Annotated in this window: 19 protein-coding genes; 13 read left to right on the top strand and 6 right to left on the bottom strand. The window is 72.1% G+C overall.

Annotation, left to right across the window (positions count from 1 at the left end; translation table 11 throughout):
- Positions 1–27 precede the first annotated feature (27 nt).
- The 4 genes from K1T34_RS28685 (at position 28) to K1T34_RS28670 (ending at position 3,563) form a co-directional block, all read left to right on the top strand.
- Complete coding sequence (locus tag K1T34_RS28685) at positions 28–951, top strand: ACP S-malonyltransferase (protein ID WP_266118348.1); 924 nt, start codon at positions 28–30, stop codon at positions 949–951.
- Positions 948–1,931 (top strand): beta-ketoacyl-ACP synthase III, encoded by a 984-nt coding sequence (locus K1T34_RS28680; RefSeq protein ID WP_220237883.1) that lies wholly within the window; start codon positions 948–950, stop codon positions 1,929–1,931. The genes K1T34_RS28685 and K1T34_RS28680 overlap by 4 nt, the downstream gene beginning before the upstream one ends.
- A 71-nt stretch (positions 1,932–2,002) precedes the next feature.
- The gene (locus K1T34_RS28675; RefSeq protein WP_220237882.1) at positions 2,003–2,248 is read left to right on the top strand and encodes an acyl carrier protein; all 246 of its coding nucleotides are present in this window, start codon (positions 2,003–2,005) and stop codon (positions 2,246–2,248) included.
- A gap of 64 nt (positions 2,249–2,312) precedes the next feature.
- A complete protein-coding gene (locus tag K1T34_RS28670; protein WP_220237881.1) occupies positions 2,313–3,563 on the top strand; it encodes a beta-ketoacyl synthase in 1,251 nt (416 codons plus the stop codon).
- 75 nt (positions 3,564–3,638) lie between these two features.
- Here K1T34_RS28670 and K1T34_RS28665 read toward each other — a convergent pair whose 3' ends face one another.
- Both K1T34_RS28665 and K1T34_RS28660 read right to left on the bottom strand, forming a co-directional pair.
- Entirely contained in the window at positions 3,639–4,232 is a 594-nt protein-coding gene (locus K1T34_RS28665) for a hypothetical protein (RefSeq protein ID WP_220237880.1), read from the bottom strand.
- Between the two features lie 31 nt (positions 4,233–4,263).
- The gene (locus K1T34_RS28660) at positions 4,264–4,767 is read right to left on the bottom strand and encodes a DUF3145 domain-containing protein (protein WP_220237879.1); all 504 of its coding nucleotides are present in this window, start codon (positions 4,765–4,767) and stop codon (positions 4,264–4,266) included.
- 279 nt (positions 4,768–5,046) lie between these two features.
- Between K1T34_RS28660 and K1T34_RS28655 the strand changes: the two genes are divergently transcribed.
- Positions 5,047–7,362, top strand: a complete 2,316-nt coding sequence (locus K1T34_RS28655; RefSeq protein ID WP_220237878.1) for a hypothetical protein — start codon at positions 5,047–5,049, stop codon at positions 7,360–7,362.
- Positions 7,363–7,425: 63 nt separating this feature from the next.
- On the opposite strand, the gene K1T34_RS28650 is transcribed toward K1T34_RS28655, so the two are convergent.
- Positions 7,426–8,835, bottom strand: a complete 1,410-nt coding sequence (locus tag K1T34_RS28650; RefSeq protein WP_220237877.1) for an NAD(P)/FAD-dependent oxidoreductase — start codon at positions 8,833–8,835, stop codon at positions 7,426–7,428.
- Positions 8,836–8,972: 137 nt separating this feature from the next.
- Between K1T34_RS28650 and K1T34_RS28645 the strand changes: the two genes are divergently transcribed.
- Positions 8,973–9,434 (top strand): Lsr2 family protein, encoded by a 462-nt coding sequence (locus K1T34_RS28645; protein ID WP_220237876.1) that lies wholly within the window; start codon positions 8,973–8,975, stop codon positions 9,432–9,434.
- Positions 9,435–9,437: 3 nt separating this feature from the next.
- Here the strand turns inward: K1T34_RS28645 and K1T34_RS28640 are convergent, their stop codons facing one another.
- Positions 9,438–10,166, bottom strand: coding sequence for a lipoate--protein ligase family protein (locus K1T34_RS28640; protein WP_220237875.1), 729 nt, complete (start codon positions 10,164–10,166; stop codon positions 9,438–9,440).
- A gap of 93 nt (positions 10,167–10,259) precedes the next feature.
- On the bottom strand, positions 10,260–10,913 hold the full coding sequence (locus tag K1T34_RS28635) for a TetR family transcriptional regulator (RefSeq protein ID WP_255637657.1): 654 nt from the start codon (positions 10,911–10,913) through the stop codon (positions 10,260–10,262).
- A 128-nt stretch (positions 10,914–11,041) separates the two neighbouring features.
- Between K1T34_RS28635 and K1T34_RS28630 the strand changes: the two genes are divergently transcribed.
- The 6 genes from K1T34_RS28630 (at position 11,042) to K1T34_RS28605 (ending at position 16,067) form a co-directional block, all read left to right on the top strand.
- Positions 11,042–12,136, top strand: a complete 1,095-nt coding sequence (locus K1T34_RS28630; protein WP_220237873.1) for a ferredoxin reductase — start codon at positions 11,042–11,044, stop codon at positions 12,134–12,136.
- 82 nt (positions 12,137–12,218) lie between these two features.
- Complete coding sequence (locus tag K1T34_RS28625) at positions 12,219–13,334, top strand: acyl-CoA desaturase (RefSeq protein WP_220237872.1); 1,116 nt, start codon at positions 12,219–12,221, stop codon at positions 13,332–13,334.
- 10 nt (positions 13,335–13,344) lie between these two features.
- The gene (locus K1T34_RS28620) at positions 13,345–13,611 is read left to right on the top strand and encodes a hypothetical protein (protein ID WP_255637656.1); all 267 of its coding nucleotides are present in this window, start codon (positions 13,345–13,347) and stop codon (positions 13,609–13,611) included.
- Between the two features lie 87 nt (positions 13,612–13,698).
- A complete protein-coding gene (locus K1T34_RS28615; protein ID WP_220237871.1) occupies positions 13,699–14,970 on the top strand; it encodes a sensor domain-containing protein in 1,272 nt (423 codons plus the stop codon).
- 21 nt (positions 14,971–14,991) lie between these two features.
- Entirely contained in the window at positions 14,992–15,636 is a 645-nt protein-coding gene (locus K1T34_RS28610; RefSeq protein WP_220237870.1) for a response regulator transcription factor, read from the top strand.
- A 20-nt stretch (positions 15,637–15,656) separates the two neighbouring features.
- Positions 15,657–16,067, top strand: a complete 411-nt coding sequence (locus tag K1T34_RS28605; protein WP_220237869.1) for a secondary thiamine-phosphate synthase enzyme YjbQ — start codon at positions 15,657–15,659, stop codon at positions 16,065–16,067.
- 184 nt (positions 16,068–16,251) lie between these two features.
- On the opposite strand, the gene K1T34_RS28600 is transcribed toward K1T34_RS28605, so the two are convergent.
- Complete coding sequence (locus K1T34_RS28600) at positions 16,252–17,259, bottom strand: ABC transporter permease (protein WP_220237868.1); 1,008 nt, start codon at positions 17,257–17,259, stop codon at positions 16,252–16,254.
- A gap of 132 nt (positions 17,260–17,391) precedes the next feature.
- Here K1T34_RS28600 and K1T34_RS28595 point away from each other — a divergent pair, with 132 nt between their 5' ends.
- The gene (locus K1T34_RS28595) at positions 17,392–18,063 is read left to right on the top strand and encodes a haloacid dehalogenase-like hydrolase (RefSeq protein WP_304504330.1); all 672 of its coding nucleotides are present in this window, start codon (positions 17,392–17,394) and stop codon (positions 18,061–18,063) included.
- Positions 18,064–18,091: the final 28 nt, after the last annotated feature.

Here is an 18,091-nt window from a genome sequence, read left to right as displayed (position 1 = left end):
GCGACCCAGCGTGGTGTCATAGACGGCGTGACAGCAGCAGTCCTCTCACCCGGCCAGGGCTCACAGGCCCCCGGCATGCTCTCCCCGTGGCTCGAGACCGACGGCGCCCGCGCGCGCGTCGAGGAGTGGTCCGCCCGCGCCGGGCTCGACCTCGTCCGCCTCGGCACGGAAGGCGACGCCGAGGAGATCCAGGACACCGCGGTCGCGCAACCGCTGATCGTCGCGCTCTCGCTGCTCTCGTTCGAGCGCCTGCAGCAGGTGGCGCCGGTGGCCGACGACGCGCCGGTGGCCGGCCACTCCGTGGGCGAGCTCGCCGCCGCCGCGATCGCCGGGGTGCTGACCCCGGCCGACGCCGTGGCGCTGGCCGCGGTGCGCGGCGCCGAGATGGCCAAGGCCTGCGCGCTGGAGCCGACGTCGATGGCGGCCGTGATGCTCGGTGACCCCGAGCAGGTCGTCGCGTGGCTCGAAGAGCGCGGGCTGGCCGCGGCCAACCGCAACGGCGCCGGCCAGATCGTCGCCTCGGGCGCGGCCGACGCCATCGAGCGGATCGTCGCCGAACCCCTGGAGGGCACGAAGATCCGTGCGCTCAAGGTCGCGGGAGCCTTCCACACGCCGTACATGGCGCCGGCGGAAGACGCCCTTCGCGAGCACGCCGCCGGCCTCACCCCGGCCGACCCCACGCGCCCGCTGCTGTCGAACGCCGACGGCACCGTGGTCACCAGCGGCACCGAGTACCTGGAGCGGCTCCTCGCGCAGGTCACCCGGCCCGTGCGCTGGGACCTCACGATGGACGGCCTCGTGTCGCTCGGCGTGAGCAGCACTGTCGAACTGGCGCCCGCGGGCACGCTGACCGGCCTGGTCAAGCGGCAGCTCAAGGGTGTCGTCACCACAACCACCGCGCTGAAGACGCCGGCCGAGCTGGCGAAGCTGCGCGAGGAGGACGCCCTGTGACCGACCGTCCCAGCCTGCGCCAGAGCACGGGCCCTGCCAGCACCCGCATCCTCGGCGTCGGCAGCCACCAGCCGGAGAGGGTCGTGACCAACGACGACCTCTCGGAGCTCATGGACACCAACGACAAATGGATCCGCGAGCGCGTGGGCATCATCGAGCGTCGCTTCGGGAACAAGGACGAGCTGCTCGTCGACTTCGCCGTCGCCGCCGGCACCGCCGCACTGGAAGACGCGGGCGTCGATCCGTCCGAAGTGGACACGGTCATCCTGCCGAACTGCACGATGCCCTCGCCCATTCCGAACGCGGCCGGCCAGGTCGCCGCCCGGCTCGGCATCCCGAGCCCCGGCGCCTTCGACCTCAACGCCGCGTGCGCCGGCTTCTGCTACGGCCTCGGCGTGGCCTCGGACCTGATCCGCGCCGGCTCCGCGAAGAAGGTGCTCGTGATCGGCGCCGAGAAGCTCACCGACGTGGTGGACCCGACCGACCGCGCCAACGCGATCATCTTCGCCGACGGCGCGGGCGCCGCGGTGGTCGGCGGCTCCGACGAGCCGGGCATCGGCCCGGTCGTGTGGGGCAGCGCGGGCGACCTCGTGGACCTGATCTACATGCGCGACGAGAAGTGGATCTACCAGGAGGGCCAGTCGGTCTTCCGCTGGGCGACCACGCAGATCGCGCCGATCGCCCTGCGGGCGCTCGAGGCCGCGGGCCTGCAACCGTCCGATGTGGACGTGCTGATCCCGCACCAGGCCAACCTGCGCATCGTCGAGTCGATCGCGAAGAAGCTGCGCGCCGCGGGCGCGCGGGAGGACATGATCGTGGCCGACGACATCAAGTACTCCGGCAACACTTCGTCGGCGTCGGTCCCGTTGGCGCTGGACCACATGCGCAAGGCAGGCACCGCGAAGCCGGGCGACATCGTGCTGGCGATCGGTTTCGGCGCCGGGCTCTCGTATGCCGGACAGGCCTTCGTCTGCCCCTGATGGATACTTCCCTCGCGGACGCCGTGTCCGCGAGGTGGACCTGTAGAAGAACCGAGAAGGGAACAACTCCAATGGCTGACAACGCTGAGATCCTCGCCGGCCTCGCCGAGATCGTCGAAGAGGTGGCCGGTGTGGCTCAGGACGACGTCACCGCCGAGAAGTCGTTCGTGGACGACCTGGACATCGACTCGCTGTCGATGGTCGAGATCGCCGTGCAGGCCGAGGACAAGTTCGGCGTCAAGATCCCGGACGACGAGCTCGCCAACCTGAAGACCGTCGGCGACGCGATGAACTACGTGTCCGCCAACTCGAAGTAAGTCCTCTTCGTACCCGGGCCGGGGATGCTCCCCGGTCCGGAGCCGAGACCTTGGGGAGACTCCCATGAGCAACATCGACGTCGTGATCACCGGTATGGGGGCGACCACGCCCCTCGGCGGGGACGTCGCGTCCACCTGGGACGGCCTGCTGTCCGGCCGCAGCGGCATCCGCCCGCTGACCGCGGACTGGGTCGAAGAACTCGGCCTGCCCGTGAAGATCGGGGCGACGCTGGCCGTCGATCCGTCCGAGGTCCTGCCGCGGGTCCAGGCCCGCCGGCTGGACCGGTGCGAGCAGGTGGCGATCATCGCCGCCCGCCAGGCCTGGGCCGACGCTGGGTTCGCCGAGCAGACCGACGAGCACACCGACGTCGAGCCGGAACGCCTCGGCGTGTCGATCGGCACCGGTGTCGGTGGCCCGATGACGCTGCTGAGCCAGAACGACCTGTTGCACCAGCAGGGGCTCCGCAAGGTGTCGCCGCTCACCGTGCCGATGCTGATGCCCAACGGGCCGGCGGCGCACGTGAGCATCGACCTCAAGGCGCGGGCGGGGGTCCACTCCCCCGCTTCGGCGTGCGCCTCCGGCGCCGAGGGCATCGCCACCGGCTACGAGATGATCCGGTCCGGCAGGGCCGACGTCGTGGTCGCCGGCGGGACCGAGGCGTGCATCCACCCGATCACCCTCGCGGGCTTCGCCCAGGCGCGCACGGTGTCGACCCGCAACGACGACCCGGCGGCCGCGTCCCGGCCGTTCGACTCCAGCCGCGACGGCTTCGTGCTCGGCGAAGGCGCCGGGGTGGTCGTGCTGGAGCGGGCCGACCTCGCCAGGGAGCGCGGCGCGCGGATCTACGCGAAGCTCGCCGGCTACGGCATCACGTCCGACGCCTACCACATCACGGGCAACCACCCGGAAGGCATCGGGCAGATCGCGGCGATGCGGGCGGCCATGAGCATGGCCGGCCTGTCCCCGGCGGACATCGGTCACGTCAACGCGCACGCGACGTCCACTGTGGTCGGTGACATCGGCGAGGCGGCGGCGATCCTCAAGGCCGTGGGCGACCACGCCGTGGTCACCGCTCCGAAGGGCGCGCTCGGCCACCTCGTCGGCGGTGCCGGCGCGGTCGAGGGCATCGCCACGATCCTCGCGCTCTACGAAGGCGTGGTGCCCGCCACGCTGAACCTCACCGACCTCGACCCGAAGGTGCAGCTCGACATCGTGTCGGGCGAGAACCGCAAGGTCGAGCTCACCGCGGCGCTCAGCAACTCGTTCGGCTTCGGCGGCCACAACACCGCCCTGCTGTTCACGCCGGCCGCCTGATCGGTTCCACCGCAACGAATCAGGGCCCCTCCCGTCGCGGGAGGGGCCCTGATTCGTTGTCCGGGCCGGGCAGAGTCAGCACTTCTCCTGTTCGGGCAAGGTCCCGGGGGTGACGGTGTCGATCTTGTACCCGCCGCCTTCGAGGATCATCGGCAGCACCAGGCGCCAGTGGATGCAGCCCTCCTTGAGCGCTTCCGGTGCCTCGTTGGACGACTGCGTGCTGGTGAAGCCCACGAGCACCCGCAGCGACGAGCCTGCTCCGGGTTCGATGCGGTACAGCAGGATGCTGCCGTCCTTCGTGGACTTGTAGTCGCTCGTCCACATCGTGCGGGGGTTGTCCAAGATCCGGGCTTTGCTGACCGAGCGTGCCCATTGGTCGTAGTCGTGGTTGTTGATGCCGTCGAAGTAGTCCTGCAGCACGGCTTGCACGGCCTTGCCGTTCGGGTGCCGGGCGGCGTCCTCGGTGACCTTGACGTCACCGGGACCGGGTAGGTCGTCCTTGTCCACCGACGTCGGCGTCGTGAGGGCGATGGGGTCGGCGGTGTCGACGACCGGGCGGCGGTACAGCTCGCGCGCGAGCAGGCCACCGCCGACGGTGATCGACAACACCACGACGATGACGGGTACCAGCCACCGCTGGCGGGCGGGTGCGGGCGGACGGGCGGTCACCCCCGAGAGGGTACCCACCCGCCCGCGGGTGTCACCCGACCTGGTGCAGCCACGTGACGGGAGCGCCGTCGCCTGCGTGGCGGTAGGGCTCGAGTGCCTCGTCCCAGCTCGCCGCGAGCAGCTCGTCCAGCTTGTGCGCGAGCGACTCACCGCCACGAGTCATGCTCACGAGGGAACGCAGCTGGTCCTCGCCCACCACGATGTCGCCGTTGGCGCTGGTACGGCCGTGCCACAGGCCCAGTCCGGGCGCGAAACAGAACCGTTCGCCGTCGACGCCGGCGCTGGGTTCCTCGGTGACCTCGAAGCGCAGCATCGGCCACGCCTTGAGCGCCGAGGCCAGTTTGCCCGCGGTACCGGAAGGCGCGCGCCAGCCGCACTCGGCACGCAGCTGCCCGGGACTGGCGGGCTGCGCCGTCCACTTCAGCTCGACTCGGGCCCCGAGGGTGCCCGAAATTGCCCACTCGACGTGCGGACACACCGCAGACGGCGACGAGTGGACGTACACCACACCTCGGGTGTTGCCACGGGTGCTCACTGCTGACCTCCGCTTGCTCGACGAGGGACGTCTTCCCCTACGACCTCTCGAGCTTCGCTTCGGCTTGTGGGCTTCCGTGCCCCTCCCCGATGTGCCACTTCCCGATCTGTGTAGCACATTCTGCACCCCAACCGTGCCGTTTGGCCACACGAACACCACAAGTCGCACCGGAATCCCCCTTGAGGAGGGAGGCTCGCCGACGCGTCCGCGTGTAGCAGGGATCTGCGGGGCAGGCACGCTAGCGTGGGCCGCGAAACGGACGAGGTGAGGAGGGTTTCGGTGCGACTGGTCCGCCTCGGGCAGCAGCCGTCGCGCGTCGCCGACGATGTGCGGGCAGCGCTGGCCTCCCTCGGCCGCGGCAGCACCGTGATCGGTGGCGTGGCCCTGATCGGCGCCCGCCCGGCCGGCGGCGAGCGCGCCGTCGAAGCCGTGGTGGTGCTGCCGAAGGGCGTGCTCATCGTGATCGGCGTCGACCTCCCCGACCCGGCGCTGCGCCTCGAAGCGCCGCTCGGCGGCCCGTGGAAGGCCGACGGCTGGCCGCTGGTCCACGGTGACGACGCCGTCAACCCCGCCACGGAAGCCCTGGACCTCTCGGCCGAGTGCGAACGCCGCATCGCCGAGCTGGCGCCGGGTTCCGGCCCGGTGGGCACGATCGTGGCGGTCGGTCCGTATGTCGAGACGGTCGATCAGCCACCCGCGGACCTCTCCGGGCCGGTACGCGTGCTGCACCCGACGCCGACGACGATGCTGGCCGCGACGGTGTCGCTGGCCACGGCGCGGAGTCCGCGGTCGGTGGACCAGGCGCGGGCGTTGATCACCGCGCTGGCGCCGGATGCGCCAGGGATGTCGGACGAGGTGCTGCTGGGTGAGGGGTTCGTCCGGTACACGGATGATCCGCCGGTTCCTGTGCCTGCTCCTGTTCCGGCTGCCGCTCCTGTTTCTGCTTCCGGTGTGTCGAAGCCCGCGCAGCGCACGCGCATCACGTCGGTGCCGCCGCCACCGCCGGTCATCCCGACCACCCGGCCGGTGCCGCACGTCGCCGCGCCGTCCCTGGCCGGCGTCCCGGCCGAGGCGCCGGCTTTCCCGGGTGCGTCCACTTCGGTCACTTCCCCGGCCGCGGTTCCGGAACAGGCGGGTCACCTCGCCACCGCACCCACCGAGTCGACGGCGGCACCGGGTTCGTCCACTTCGGCCGCTTCGCCTTTCCCCACGGAGTCTTCCTCGGCGGCCGTTCCCCCGGCCACCGAGGAAACCATCGGCACCGACCAGGACGCGGCGATCCACCTCGCCGACGCCCCGACGGAGTCCACCGCCGCACCGACCTTCCCCGGTACGGCTGCTTCGCCGGCCACCGCGGAGTCGGCCACCGCGCCTGAGCAGGCGATTCCCCTCGCCGACGGGCCGACCGAGTCGACTGCCCCGCCGAGCTTCCCCGGTGCGGTGCCGAACGGTCCGTCCACTTCGGGCGGTGGCCGGGGCGGTTCGCTGGAGTCGGCGGTGACGGAGAAGATGACGTCGCCGAGGCAGGATGGGCCGAAGCAGAGCGGGCAGCGGCCGGCCGGGCAGCGAGCGGTGCCTGCGCCGAGGCCGGTCCCGCCGGGGAATGGCAACGGCAGGCCGACTGGTGCGCCCGGCGGCAAGCCGCCCGTCCCTCTCGGTGGAAACCCGCCTGTCGCTCCGGCTGGAGGCAGGTCTTCTGTCTCCGCTGGTGGCAAGGCTCCGGCTGGACAGCCTCCCGTCGCTGCCGGCGGCAAGCCCGCCGTGGCCGGCACCAACGCCGTCGCGGGTGGCAAGCCCGCCGTGGTCGGCGCCGGACCGGGTGGCACACCGCCGGCACCGGCGGCCCGGCAGGGTGCCGCAGCGACCGCGACGAACGCGGCGAGCCCGCCGAGGACTGTGTCGTCGGCGCCGTCGGCCTCCGGGTCGGTGGAGGTTCCCGCGGGTGGCGGTGCGCCGCCGCGGGAGAAGGAGCAGTCGCGGACCGTGCGGTGGGTGCCGGTGGCCGCGATCGGGTTGCTGGCGATCCTGTTGGTCACGGCGATCGTCGTGGCGGCGACCGGCAGCGGTGGGGGCGGCGAGGCCGCTCCCGCACCGAGCTCGAGCGCGCGGCCGGTGCCGCCGCCCGCGGCCGTGAGCAGTGCGCCGGCCGGCAGCGCGTCGCCGAGCCTGTCGTTCGAGCCGCGGGCGAGCAGTTCGGACCAGCGCTGCGCGTCGCACGCGTTCGGCGACGTGCAGGCCAGTCTGCAGCAGACGAGCTGCTCCGCCGTCAGCCGCGCCAGCTACACCGCCCTGGTCGATGGGCGCGCCGCCGCGGTGACCATGGCCGTGGTCCAGTTCCCCGACGCCGCCCAGGCCACGCACTTCAAGCAGGTCGCCGACACCCCGGGCGGCGGCGGCATCCTCGACGTCGCCACCGAGACCGGCAAGTGGCCGGCCCCGCCCCCGCAGTTCGACAGCGCCGCCTACGCCAGCAAACTCGACGGCACCGGCGTGCGGCTGGTGCAGGTCGTGTGGCAGTCCGGTCCGTCCACTCCGGACGACCCCGGCCTCACCCGCGCGGCCCAGCGCGCCCTCGCACTCGCCATGCCCGCCTGACCGCCTTGAAAAACAGCGGGTCCCCGGCAACAGCCGGGGACCCGCCACCTTCCAGAGCCCTGCCTACAGGCCGTAAGCCTCCAGCAGCCGCAGCCAGACCTCGCTGATCGTGGGGAACGAGGGGACCGCGTGCCACAGGCGGTCGAGGGGGACTTCGCCCACGACGGCGATCGTGGCGGAGTGCAGCATTTCGGCGACGTCCTGGCCGGCGAAGGTGACGCCCAGGACCACGCCGCGGTCGGTGTCGACGACCATACGGGCCTTGCCGGTGTAGCCGTCGGCGAACAGCGCCGAGCCGGCGACCGCGATGTCGATGTCGACGACGCGGTCGGCCGAGCCCTCGCGGGCCTCGGTGAGACCGACGGACGCCACCTCCGGGTCGGTGAAGATGACCTGCGGCACTGCGTGGTGGTCGGCGGTCGCGCTGTAGCGGCTCCACGGCGCGGTGGAGATGTCCTCACCGCGGCCGCGCGCGGCGATGCTGTCACCGGCCACGCGGGCGCCGTACTTGCCCTGGTGGGTCAGCAGCGCGCGCCCGGTCACGTCGCCCGCGGCGTAGAGCCAGCCACCGTCCACGGCGGACACGCGGCCGCTCTCGTCGACCTCGAGCGGGCCCTCCGTGGGCAGGCCGAGGACGTCGAGCCCGACGTTGCCGGTCGCCGGTACGCGGCCGGTGGCCACCAGCAGCTCGTCGACCACCAGGTCTTCGCCGCCGGTGAGCTTGAGCGACGCGCCGCCGCCGTCCACAGCGGACACCTCGTCGATGCCCGAGCCGGTGTGCACGATCACGCCGTCGGCGCGCAGGCCCGCGAGCACCAGGTCGCCCGCGAACTCCGGTAGCCGCGGCAGCGGGCGCTTGCCCGTGATGATCAGGTGCACCTGCGCGCCCAGGCGCGCCCAAGCCTGCGCCATCTCCACGCCGACGACGCCACCGCCCAGCACGCCGAGCCGCGCGGGCACGGCCGACGACGCCGTCGCGTCGCGCGAGCCCCAGGGCTTGATCGTGTCGAGGCCGGGGATCGGCGGGTAACGCGCCACGCTGCCGGTGCAGACGATCACGCCGTGGCGCGCGGTGAGCACCTGCCCGTCGGACAGCGTCACCTCCCGTTCACCGGAAATCCGCCCGTGGCCGCGGATCGGCTCGACGCCCACCCCTCGCGCCCAGTCCACCTGGCCGTGGTCCTGACCTTGCGGGTCGCCGCGGCCGATGAACGAGTCCCGGCGGGCGAGCACCTGCGCGGGGTCGAGCGCGTCGCCGACCACCACCCCCGGCATGCGTTTGGCCGCGGCGAGCAGGTTCCCCGGGCGCAGCAACGCCTTGCTGGGGACGCACGCCCAGTACGAGCACTCACCGCCGAACAACTCGTGCTCGATGAGCGCCACCTTGAACCCGCCCATGGCGGCGCGTTCCGCGGCGACTTCACCGACCGGGCCGGCCCCGATCACCACGACGTCGAAAGTCTGTCCTGACATGGGTTCAGCGCACACCACTGCGCGGCTTCACGCAAGCCAGCCGTTATTGTCTTCCGCGAGCTGCAAGAAATCGGCGACACCGGGTCGTCGCCGTGCCGATTGCACGCACGACCACGATCGAGCACGGAGGCTTTCGCATGGCCAAGAACACCGCCGTCCACGTGTTGGACGACCTCACCGGCGAACCCGCCGCCGAGACGGTGGGCTTCGGCCTCGACGGACTCGACTACGAGATCGACCTCTCCGTCCGCAACGCCGCGGCACTGCGCGAAATTTTCGACCCCTACGTGACGAACGGCCGTCGCACGGGTGGCCGCAAGCAGCGGCCGCGCCTGGTGGCGGGGGCGAAAGCCGTGGAACCACAGGAAGTTCCGGCGAAGGCCAAGCCCGCCAAGCGCATCGCGGCAGCGGCGAAGACGACGGCCCGCCCGGTCGAGCAGGCCGAACCGGCGCCGAAGACCACGCGGGCCAAGCAGCCGGTGAAAAACCCTGCCGCGGAACCGAAAGCCGTGGTGAAGACCACTGAGCCGAAGCCGGCCAAGGACGTCCGACGCCCGGTGAAGAAGATCCCCGCCGTCACGTTCTCCGCCGGCGAGTAGCGCTCACCGGCGCTGTTTGCCGTCGGTGTGCCAGCCGTCGTAGTGGTAGCGCGTGTCCAGCAGCACACGCTGCCGCTCGAGCTCCGCGTCCGTCGGCGGCCGCGGCACGAGCGGGCCGAGCAGCCCCGCGGACGCGGCACGCACCACGGACTCCACCTCGCCTTCCGGCGGGTGCACGCCGTGGTCGGCCAGCGAGGCGACCTTGCTGCGGTGCGAGTCGAGCGGCTTCGGGTCCGGCGGCGGCCCGGTGAGGTAGGCACCGACGCGCGCGGCGTCGGTGTCGATCAACAGTGTCGAGTGGGCCAGCAGCCCGTTCTTGGTGCGGAACACCGCGAACCCGCACAGCTTCGCGTCGCCGATGAACAGGCCGCGCCCACCGAGGCGCGGCGGCAGGCCGAGCTTCTCGACGGCGGCCGACATCACCAGCCCGAGCATCTCCAGCGGCCGGTCGGCCGGGCCGGGCAGCACGAGCGTGACGTTGAGGTTGCCCGGATCGTGGAACACCGTCCCACCACCGCTGGCCCGGCGCAGCACCGGCACGCCGTCGCGCTCACACTCGGCCACGCGCACCTCGCGCGCCACCTTCTGACCGCGGCCGACGACCACGCTCACCGGGTTGCGCCACAGCCACAGCACCGGCGCGGCCGGGCCTTCCCGCAGCAGCGCCTCGTCGAACGCCAGGTTCCCGGCCGGGTCGCTGAACTCCGCACGCACGTCCGACCCGGTGTCCACAGCGCTCCTCCACGACCTCGCCCGCCGAAGATCCGGCGTCCCCGAAGAACAGGCTGGTCAACGAAATCGTAGCTCTCGGGCGCCGGCCCGCGGCTAGGCGGACGGGCGCCAGTGGGGCACGCCCACGAGGATCATCCGCAGGCGCTTGCGGGCCAGTTCCAACGTGCGTTCATCGGCTTCGCGGTCGCCGTGGCGGACGTCGAGCAGGTCGACGACCGTGGCGAGCATGGCCGTGACGATGAGGTCGGCCAGCGCGTGGAGGTCTTCGGTGGGCCACTCGCGGAGGTGGTCGAAGCGGGCGAGGTCGATGGCCAGGTCGCTGGAGAACAGCCGCAGCTCCACGCCGATGGCGCGCGCGACCGTGCCGGTGCCGGCGTAGCGCTCGCGCGTGACGAAGCGGAAATGGTCCTCGTGCGCTCGCACGTGTTCGAACAGCGTGCGCACGGACGCGTCGATCATGCCGCGGTGGCTCACGGGCTCGGCGCGCGCGGAGCGGATCATGCCGCGCAGCGTGCGCGTGGTCTCCTCGACCAGGGCGACGCCGAGCTCGTCCATCGAGGTGAAGTGCCGGTAGAACGCGGTGGGCACGATGCCCGCGCGCTTGGTGACCTCGCGCAGCGACAGGCTGCCGAACCCGCGGTCGGCCAGCAGTTCCAGTGCCGCGTCGAGCAGCGCCTGGCGGGTGCGCTGCTTGCGCTCCTGCCGGCTCACCGACGCCGGCACCTCGAATTCCGACCCAGCGGACACCCCCGGCAGCGTACTGACGCCTTCGGCATGGTCCACGTCACATCACCTCGCTCCCGCGTTGACAGCCACCCGGGCCGTGCCCCCACACTAGTGAGTGTACAGATGTGCACTCAAATCCGGAGGGCGTGATGACCGCACTGCTCCCGCAGCGCCTGCGCGGGCTCGCCTCGCTCGCCGAGGCCCTGCTCACCCCACACGGCGCCGACCGCTACCTGGAACTGCTCGACCCGATGCTGGTCCGCCGCGAGATCCGCGGCCGCGTCGTCGCGGTCCGGCGCCAGACCCCGGACACGGTCACGTTCACCGTGCGGCCGAGCCGCGCGTGGCGGGGCTTCGAGGCCGGGCAGTACGTGCGCCTGACCGTGGAGATCGACGGCGTCCGGCGCACCCGTTGCTACTCGCCCTGCGGGCCGGGTGGCGGCGACCTCGAGTTCACCGTGAAGGCCGACCCGCAGGGCCTGGTGTCGCGCCACCTGTACGCCAGCACCCGCGTCGGCACGGTCTTCGGGCTGTCCGCCGCGGACGGCGAGTTCACCCTGCCCTCGCCGCGACCTGAGCGGATCGTGCTGGTCAGCGGCGGCAGCGGCATCACGCCGGTCCTCGCGATGGCACGCCGGCTCGTCGCCGAGGGGCACCGCGGCGAGGTCGCGTTCCTGCACTACTCCAACACCGCGGACGACGTGCTCTACCGCACCGAGCTGGCCGGGCTCGCCGAGCGCCACCCCGGGTTCCGGGTGGTCCACGCGCACACCCACGGCCGGGGCGGCGACCTGCGCGGGTTCTTCTCGAAGCAGCACCTCGCCCACGCCGCGCCGTGGTTCCGCGACGCCGAGACCTTCCTCTGCGGTCCGAAACCGCTCATGGACTCGGCCCGCGAACTGTTCGAGGCCGAAGGACTCGGTGAACGACTGCACACCGAAGAGTTCACGGCGCCGCCGCTGACGTTCGACGCTGAGACCAACCAGACCGCCGAGGGCACCGTGCGCTTCGCCCGCAGCGGCCGCGAATGCGCCAACTCGGGCAAGCCGCTGCTGGAGCAGGCCGAGGACGCGGGCCTGTCGCCGGAGCACGGGTGCCGCATGGGCATCTGCTTCTCCTGCACCCAGGTGAAGACCGCCGGGCGCGTGCGCAACGCCCGCACCGGCGAGGTCTCCGGCGAAGAGGACGAAGAGATCCAGCTCTGCATCAGCGTCCCGGTCGGGGACGTCGAGATCAACGCCTGAGAGGCGTCGTGAGCACATCGTGCCCCGCCCGATCGCGACGCCGACCGGGTGCGGGTGCCCCGCAAGACACAGGAGGTACGCCATGACAGGACTTCAGGACCGCCTCACGCCAGAACAGATCGAGGAGTTCGGCCGCGAGCTCGACGCGCTGCGCCGGCGCGTCGTCGACGACCTCGGCGAGGCCGACGTCGAGTACATCCGCACGATCATCAGGACCCAGCGCGGGCTGGAGGTCGCCGGGCGGGGGCTGCTGTTCGCCGGGTTCCTGCCGCCCGCCTGGGTCGCCGGCGTCGCGGCGCTGTCGCTGGCCAAGATCCTCGACAACATGGAGATCGGCCACAACGTGATGCACGGCCAGTACGACTGGACGCGCATCCCGGAGCTGAGCTCGCAGCGCTTCGAGTGGGACAACGTCGCGCCCGCCGAGAACTGGCGGCATTCCCACAACTACCTGCACCACACGTTCACGAACATCCTCGACAAGGACCGTGACATCGGTTACGGCATCCTGCGGATGGACGCGGCGCAGAAATGGCACCCGTACTACCTCGGCAACCCCGTGTACGCGACGCTGCTGGCCCTGCTGTTCCAGTGGGGCGTGATGCTGCACGACCTCGAAATCGAGCGAGTTTTCAAGGGCGAGCGCACGTGGGCCGAGAACGTGCCGGTGCTGCGCAAGATCGTGCGCAAGGCCGGGCGTCAGATCGGCAAGGACTACGTGCTCTTCCCGTTGCTGACCGGACCGCTGGCGCCGCTGACGCTGGTGGGCAACGCGAGCGCGAACCTCGTGCGGAACCTGTGGGCGTTCGCGATCATCTTCTGCGGCCACTTCCCCGCCGACGTGGAGAGCTTCACCCAGGAAGAGACCGACGACGAGTCGCGCGGCCAGTGGTACCTGCGCCAGATCCTGGGGTCGGCCAACATCACCGGCGGCCCCCTGTTCCACATCCTTTCGGGGAACCTTTCGCACCAGATCGAGCACCACCTGTTCCCGGACATCCCGGCGCGGCGCTACCCCCAGATCGCGGCCGAGGTGCGCGAGATCTGCGAGCGCTACGGCCTGCCCTACAACACCGGGCCGCTGCGCAAACAGCTGTGGTCGGTGGCCAAGAAGATCGTGAAGCTGGCGCTTCCCGGAACGCCTCCGGGCGGCCCGGAGGTTACGGTGGACCCCGACCGGCAACTCCGAGCAGCCTGAGGAACCGCACATGGTGGGTCAGTTCGAAAGCGGCAAGGACACGGTGCAGGAGCTCACGGAATCCGCGGCCACCCACATCGGGGCGATCGCGACGATCATCACCGGCGCCGTGCGCGACATCGCGCGCGAAACCGGCAGCTGGCTGACCGACGTGATCGAGATGCGCGAAGCGTCGCAGCGCGCTCGGGAGGACAGCCTCCGTGAGCACGGTGCCCGTGAGCACAGCGCTCCTGAGTACAGCGCTCGCGAGGACGAGCAGCGCCCCCAAGAAGACTGACGCCCCGGGCCGGGCGGGGGAAATCCCCCACCCGGTCCAGGGCGAACCCGGTGGTCGGCCGGCCGTGTGGCGGGCAGACTTCGGGGCATGACTTCTCGGGCCGCGGACGCACGCGCGCCGCGGCGCGGGTGGTGGCCGGGGCCGCTGCGGCAGACGCGGGCGGAAACGGTGTGGCTGGTGGTGGCCGGGGTGCTGTCTCCGGTCGCGCTCGTCGTCGTGCTCGTCGGGCTCGCGATCGGTGTCGCGTTGAGCCCGCTCGGGCTGGGGCTGCTGGTGCTCGCGGGGGTCGTGCGGGGGATGCGGCTGCTCGGGGGCCTGCACCGGCGGCTGGCGGGCGTGTTGCTCGACGCGCCGCTGCGCGCGCCGGCGCCGGTGGCGCTGCGGCCCGGGTTGTGGCACTGGCTGGTCGCGCGGCTCGGCGACCGGCACGCGTGGCGCGCCGGCGCGTATCTCGTGCTGCGGGTCCCGATCTCGTTCGCCGGGTTCGCCGTGGCCGGGTCGCTCCTGGTGTTCGGCGTCGCGGGGGCGAGCTACCCGGTGTTGTGGTTCTTCACGCGCGACGTGCTGCCGGTCTACAACATCGTCAGCCGCACGTGGCCGGGCACGGTGCTGTGGGCGGTCGGCGGCGTGATCGCGCTGGCCGCCGTGCCGTGGGTCGTGCACGCGCTGGCGGTCCTCGACCGGCAGCTCGGGCGGCTGCTGCTGTCCGGGCCCGGGTTGCTGCAGCGCCTGCGGTTCCTGGAGGAGACGCGGGCGACGGCGCTCGAAGACGCGGCGCAGCGGTTGCGGCGCATCGAACGCGACCTGCACGACGGGGCCCAGGCGCAGCTCGTCGCGATGGCGATGAAACTGGGGCTGGCGAAGGAAGAGCTGGCCACGGATACCGTCGACCTCGACCAGGTACGCACGCTCGTCGCAGCCGCGCACGGCAACGCCAAGCAGGCGCTGGTCGAGCTGCGCGACCTCGCGCGTGGCATCCACCCGGCGGCGCTGGACAAGGGTCTCGACGTCGCACTGTCCACTGTGGCCACTTCTGCCGGGATGGCGGCGACGGTGTCCGTGCGGCTGGGCCACCGGCCGCCGCCGTCGCTGGAGGCCGTGGTGTACTTCGCCGCTGCGGAGCTGATGACGAACGTGGCGAAGCACTCCGGAAAGCCTTGCACCGTCCGGATCGACGAGCACGACGCCGTGCTGCGGCTGACCGTCACCGATCCCGGCCCCGGCGGCGCGGCAGTGGTACCCGGCGGCGGGCTGGCCGGGGTCGCGGAGCGGCTGCGGCCGGTGGACGGCGAGCTGACCGTGGCGAGCCCGCCCGGCGGCCCGACCGTGGTCACGGCCGAGGTCCCGCTGCCTCGCTAGGCTGGCGACGAGGGGGGACGCATGCGGATCGTGATCGCCGAGGACTCGACCATCCTGCGCCAGGGCCTGGTTGAGCTGCTGGGGCTGCGGGGCCACGACGTCGTCGCGGCGGTGAAGGACGCCGAGGAGCTGCGGGCGGCCGTGCGCGCGCACCGGCCCGACGTGTCCGTGGTCGACATCCGCATGCCGCCTTCGCACACCGACGAGGGCCTGCGCGCGGCGATCGAGCTGCGCGAGGAGCTGGCCGGGTGCGCGATCCTGCTGTTCTCGCAGTACGTGGAGACGAAGTACGCGAAGCAGCTGCTCGCCGACCAGGCCGGCGCGGTCGGCTACTTGCTGAAGGACCGCGTCGCCGAGGTGTCCGACTTCCTCGACGCGCTGCGCCGGGTCGCGGCCGGCGAGACGGTGCTGGACCCCGAAGTCGTGCGCCAGCTCTTCGCCGCCACCGGCCGGTCGGGGCCGCTGGCAGAACTGACCGCCCGCGAACGCGAGGTGCTCGACCTGATGGCGCAGGGCCGGTCCAACTCCGCCATCGCCGGCGATTTGTTCCTGTCGGCGGGTTCGGTGGAGAAGTACGTGACGAGCATCTTCGCCAAGCTCGGCCTGCCGCCGTCGGAAGGCCACAACCGCCGGGTGCTGGCGGTGCTCCGCTACCTCGGCCTGTGAACGCACCTACGCTCATCACCATGTACTCCACCGAACTCGAGGTGCACACCGGAAACACCGCCGTCGTGCACGACCTGACCCACGAGGCCGAGAAGTTCCTGCGCGACGCCGACGCCACCGACGGCCTGCTGCACGTCTGGGTCCCGCACGCCACGGCCGGTCTCGCGATCCTCGAGACCGGCGCCGGCAGCGACGACGACCTGCTCGCCGCGCTGGAGGACATCCTTCCCCGCGACGCGCGCTGGCGGCACCGCCACGGCAGCCCGGGCCACGGCCGTGACCACGTGCTACCGGCGCTGGTGCCGCCGTACGCGACGGTTCCGGTGCTGGGCGGGGTGCTCGCGCTGGGCACCTGGCAGTCGGTCTGCCTCGTCGACACCAACGTCGACAACCCGGTGCGCAAGGTCCGCTTCAGCTTCTTGTGTGGCTGAGTCTTTGGCCCCGGCTGTGTCTTTGGCCCCGGCTTCGCCGGGGCGTGCGAGATCGCCTTTGAGCCGGCTTCCGGATGGGGCGGTCGGATCGGCCGGGGGCCGATCGCACCGCCCCATCCGGAAGCCGGCGCGATCTCGCTGGTGGGTCGGCTCGGCAGGGTGAGTTGGGTGGGTGGCGCCGATCTCAGCCGGCTGCGACCTCGACGGGCCGTTCCGTGGGCTGTGGCTGGGGCGGCTCACGTCGCGACCGGGCCGGCCATAGGGCCAGCGCCAGGCCGACCACGAGTAGCCCGGTCAGGACCCAGACGCCCGTCGTCACGTCCGGAGCGGCCGGCGCGCCCTGCAGGAGGCTGCGCAGGCCTTCGGTCGAGAAGCGGAACGGCGTCCACGACCACAGCAGCGCGCGGTAGGCCGGGTTGAGCAGTTCGGGCACCTGCCCGGCCACCGCGGGCGCCACGAGGTACAGCGGCGCCAGGATGGCGAGCGCGCGCAGGCCGAGCAGCCGCAGCAGACCGGCCTGCAGCGCGGCGAACGCGGTGACCGTGAGGAACAGGAAGCCGAGCACGTCCCAGGTCAGCGGCAGCGTGGAGTCCCACAGCGCGGCGAAGCCCACCAGCACACCCGTCACCAGCACGCCGCTGCCCAGCACCTGCGCCAGGCGGACCGGAACGCTCACGCGACGGCCGGCGCTGAGCCGCACCAGCACGGCACCGGCGACGAGCGAGCCCAGCCAGGCGAGCGCGCTGGCGGCCAGCGGCACGATCCGGCCCGCGGCGCTCGCCGGGTGCAGCATCTCGAGCCGCGGCTCGCCGGGCAGCGCCTGAGCGGCGCCCGCGAGGACCTGCTGCGCCACCTGCGTGCCCGCCGGGTTCACCGCACCGGAGAGCACGACGGTGGCGGCGGGGCCAGGACGAAGCTCCAGGACCCCGTAGACCTCCTTGTCCGCCAACAGGTTCCGGGCCTCGGCCGGGTCGGCGACGCGCCAGTCGAGCTGCGTGCCGCCGTGGGAGGCGACCTGGTGCGCCAGCCCCTGCAGCGGCGGCGGCGCCGAAACGGCGACAGGAACGTGATCGGGCGCGACGGAGGCCTGCGCCCCGAAGGTCAGAAACCCCAGCACCACGGCGGCGAGCGCACCCACCAGCACCGCGACCAGGGCGAACGCGCCCGCGGGGCGCCGAGTAGCAGCCGACATGACGGCCTCCCAGTTATTCTTCACATGTTGAATTACGATCAAAGTAGGTCGCGTCCCCCGGAAAGTCAACAGACGTTGAATACTTCCGCCGGTACCCTCACGGCCGTGACGACGACGCACGCGCACCGGCTGGTGCTCTGGGACATCGACCACACGCTCGTGGACCTCACGGGGGTCGGCAGCAGCTGGTACGCCACGGCTCTCACGGCCATGGGCACCGAGCTGCGCACCCACCCCGACTACGGCGGGCGCACCGAGCGCGCGATCACCGCCGACATCCTCACCACGCACGGCATCGAGGCGACCGAGGAGAACATCCAGCGCCTGTGGAGCGAGCTGATCGCCGTGGCCGACGAGGCCCGCGGCACGCTGCACGAAGCCGGCCGGGCGCTCGACGGCGCGGCGGCGGCACTGGCCGCGATGGCCGGCCACGGCGCCGTGCAGACGCTCGTCACCGGCAACCTGCCGGAGATCTCGGTGCACAAGCTCGCCGCGTTCGGCCTCGACGAGCACCTGGAACTGGAGATCGGCGGGTACGGCTCGCTCTCGGCGCACCGGCCCGACCTCGTCCCCCACGCCGTGGCCGCTGCGGCCGCCAAGCACGGCACGGCGTTCGCGCCCGGCGACGTCGTGGTGATCGGCGATACCCCGAACGACGTGAAGGCCGCCCTCGACAACGGTGCCGTCGCGGTAGCCGTCGCCACCGGGCACTACAGCGCCGAAGAGCTCGCGGCCTCGGGTGCCCACACCGTGCTGCCCGATCTCGCCGACCTCGACTCGGTGCGCAAGGCCGTGCTCGGCTGAGCGGTTCACCCCTGTTTTCGCCCCGCAC

Source organism: Amycolatopsis sp. DSM 110486 (genome assembly GCF_019468465.1).
Classification (GTDB): domain Bacteria; phylum Actinomycetota; class Actinomycetes; order Mycobacteriales; family Pseudonocardiaceae; genus Amycolatopsis.
Note: the sequence above shows the minus strand (reverse complement) of the source record. Positions and strands in the feature narration are given on the sequence as shown.